This is a genomic window from Acidithiobacillus sp. TH-A36, from assembly GCF_057473445.1.
In genome coordinates this window covers 1-1,384 of sequence record NZ_JBYCKP010000539.1, presented here as the reverse complement: position 1 = coordinate 1,384, position 1,384 = coordinate 1, and the positions used below count along the sequence as shown (strand labels likewise).

1 protein-coding gene is annotated in these 1,384 nt (G+C 52.2%); it reads left to right on the top strand.

The window, feature by feature from the left end; genetic code table 11:
* Positions 1–372: 372 nt before the first annotated feature.
* Entirely contained in the window at positions 373–1,284 is a 912-nt protein-coding gene (locus AC2VLY_RS13745) for a MerR family transcriptional regulator (RefSeq protein WP_486922467.1), read from the top strand.
* Positions 1,285–1,384: the final 100 nt, after the last annotated feature.

Below are 1,384 nucleotides of genomic sequence, written 5' to 3'. Positions count from 1 at the left end.
CGCGCCTCTGCTGCGTTAAAAATTTTTACCTGAGCGTGACTGTCCAGAGCAATGATGCCAAAACTCTGCCGGTCAGCCATTTGCGCATTGATCTGGTCGGGGTTATTCAGGATGGCATCTGCAACAAAAGTGTGGGCTAACATTCACGTTCCTTGGACAAAGATACAATAACAGGCAGAACAGCTTCAGTGTCACGACCCTGTCTAGTAGCGGAGTTGCTGCCAGAAGCCCTTTAGTTCATAGGTTTTCATGATTATTTATGGGGCGATACATCCTGTAAACATGTGCAGAAACCTGTATAACAATGATAGAGTAGATTACTGTTCAGGGTCCATATGTCAATAAGGCGTCATATACAAAAAGGGAACGGTTGTGGATATCAGCACGGATGAAACAGAAGTACCGCAATTTCCAATCAGTGTGGTTGAGCAGGAAACCGGTATTTCCAAAGAGTTACTGCGCATGTGGGAACGGCGATACGCCTTTCCGGTGCCGGGTCGGGATGCGGCAGGTAACCGTCTGTACAGTCGCGCGCAGATTGAGCAGTTGCACCGGATTAATCAATTACTGGCAGCAGGGTATCGGCCGGGTGCCGTGGTGGGTGCCGATGCGCAGAAAATCGACAACCTGGTGGCTGAAATTCCTGCGCAGCACTCTGCACCCCACGAAGATCCTGCAGTGCTGGCAGAAGCTCTCAATATGCTGGCCTCCGATCGTCCAGAGCTATTGCGTAGTTATATGCGCCGCCAGCTGCAGCAGGAAGGACTCCCCCGCTTTGTGCTGCAGGTAGCCGCGCCTTTGCTGCAGCGCGTCGCCCGCGCCCGGATGATGGGCGAAATAAAGCCTTATCGGGAGGGCTGCCTTCAGGAACTGCTGATGGAATGTCTCTACGTCGCGACCAGTCAGTTGCCGGGTGGCGAAACCCGCCTGCGGGTTTTGCTGGCGAGTTTTCCGGGAGAGGACCGTACGCTGGAATTGCAGATGACCCGCGCCCTGCTGATGGGTGAGGGCGTGGATGTTTTGTTCATTGGTTCGGAGCCTGAAGTGGATGATTTGATTGCGGCGGCAGAAGTCTGTCATGTGCAGGTGATTCATCTGGCAGTATCGGCGGCTTCAGTCAATGTGCAGAATCGCCAGCTATTACATGATCTGCAACGGCGCATGCCTGCGGGAGTTAGCTTATGGTTGGGGGGTAGTGGTTGCCAGGAGCTGGGAGCTGCAAAGGATGAATCCTGTTTTGTGCGTTTGCAGGATATGTTGAGAGCCATTCGCGAATGGGTTTGAATATGCTTTGCAGTGACTAACATTTGTTTACTACAAATGATTGACAAAGTCATGGGCGTGGTCTAGATTTCAACCGTTGATTGAATTCCAGGAGCGTGTC